The following is a 1,417-nucleotide window of genomic DNA, read 5'->3' on the forward strand; positions in this document are numbered from 1 at the left end:
ATTTGCGCGCCTAACTCATCACTGGAAGTAACGAGAATGCGGCGCGCAGTTATTCAACAGTTCAACATGTACCTGCTCATTTTAGAATTGGATAAAAAAAACAGATAAGTGCTGTCACTCACCTGTCTTTGACACAATCACTTTTCATCGCCAAAAATCCCCACAGCTTTCACCGCGGGGACTGAAATGTGTCTTTCTGAATTTTCTACTCATACAGAATATAAAATCTACTTTATTACCTCATCGGGTCCATCGTTCCAATTCTTCTGACATATGCTCTGGCAATACTCGTGACAGATTATCGGTCAAAATACTCATGCTGCCCTCAATTTTACTTATCTGTTTCTCTAAAGGAGCTATCTTTTGATAGATGGAGTTGATTTCGTTTTTCTTTTTGTCAATTGAATTCTGGGCGTTGTCGCGTTCAGTTTTTGCCTGTTTCCATGTCTCATAACTTATTTTTCCTATAAATCTGCCAATAAGCAAATCTATAATTCTAACGAAAATATCAAACACTAAATAATCACGCTCTTCCAAGTCAATCGCCCACCCAATATCACATATAACTATGGCAAAAATAAGGATCGGTGTTGTCCAGTTTCCCAGATTAACACATTCTTCAACAGCAGTCCACCTCCCATTAAACATATATCTATAAACTATATATACAAACAGGGAGTTTATAATAGTAGCTGCTATAACAACAGCTATAGTGGTTACTTTTTTATCTGCTTTAATATCTTTCTCTATCAATTTGTTCTGTTCTTCTACAACAACATGCAATCCGTTTATTTCATCCTGCTCTTTTGAAATTTCATCCTTCATAAATGCCACAGAACTTCTTAAGCTGCTCAGTTTTTTCTGAATAACTTCCTCTGCATTTTTTCTGTTTTCATTCGGGGTTTCTTTTGTTGCGTCTTTTTTGGCTTGCAGCTGCGTCTGACGATACTTTTTTTTCAGATCCTGTATCTTTTTCCGATTTTCGTTATTGAGTTTTTCTATTTCCTTTTCAGTATTGCGGGATATTTTCCAGTTTTTTGCCAGCTTCGCAGAAATCTTGGACAGTGTTCTATGCTGTACATAATCCATTGTTCTGCCATGCCCGCATTCTGTACAGATTTCTGCTGTATCTTTATTTTCCTTTTCACAACGTATACATTTCCACATGTGCCTTTACTCCTTCGTTTCTCTTGCCGAATGCTGTATCATTTACAGACAATTATACATGCACAACAACATTACTTCAATATGTCCCTTCGCATTTTTCAATATCCGCTTCCTGCATCGAGAAAAGAATCCAATAGGTGAACTACTCGGCAACAAGTTATCAGAGCATCTGAAATCTGGCGGGATACCGTCTTTTTTCAGGGTGCGTCCATGACACCAATACTGCTTGCCTTTCGGCTATACAGCTACT

The 1,417-nt window shown here is 37.8% G+C and carries 1 protein-coding gene; it reads right to left on the reverse strand.

Translation table 11 applies throughout. The features are described 5' to 3' along the window. Window positions 1-240: 240 nt before the first annotated feature. Complete coding sequence (locus DXC01_RS19920; protein WP_118699693.1) at window positions 241-1,167, reverse strand: hypothetical protein; 927 nt, start codon at window positions 1,165-1,167, stop codon at window positions 241-243. Between the last annotated feature and the right edge of the window lie 250 nt (window positions 1,168-1,417).

The organism is Blautia sp. OM07-19 (genome assembly GCF_003481595.1).
Taxonomy (GTDB): Bacteria; Bacillota; Clostridia; order Lachnospirales; family Lachnospiraceae; genus Blautia_A; species Blautia_A intestinihominis.

Coding starts and splice junctions, on each gene's coding strand:
- DXC01_RS19920 (WP_118699693.1), bottom strand. CDS start 1,167: ATGTGGAAATGTATACGTTGTGAAAAGGAAAATAAAGATACAGCAGAA.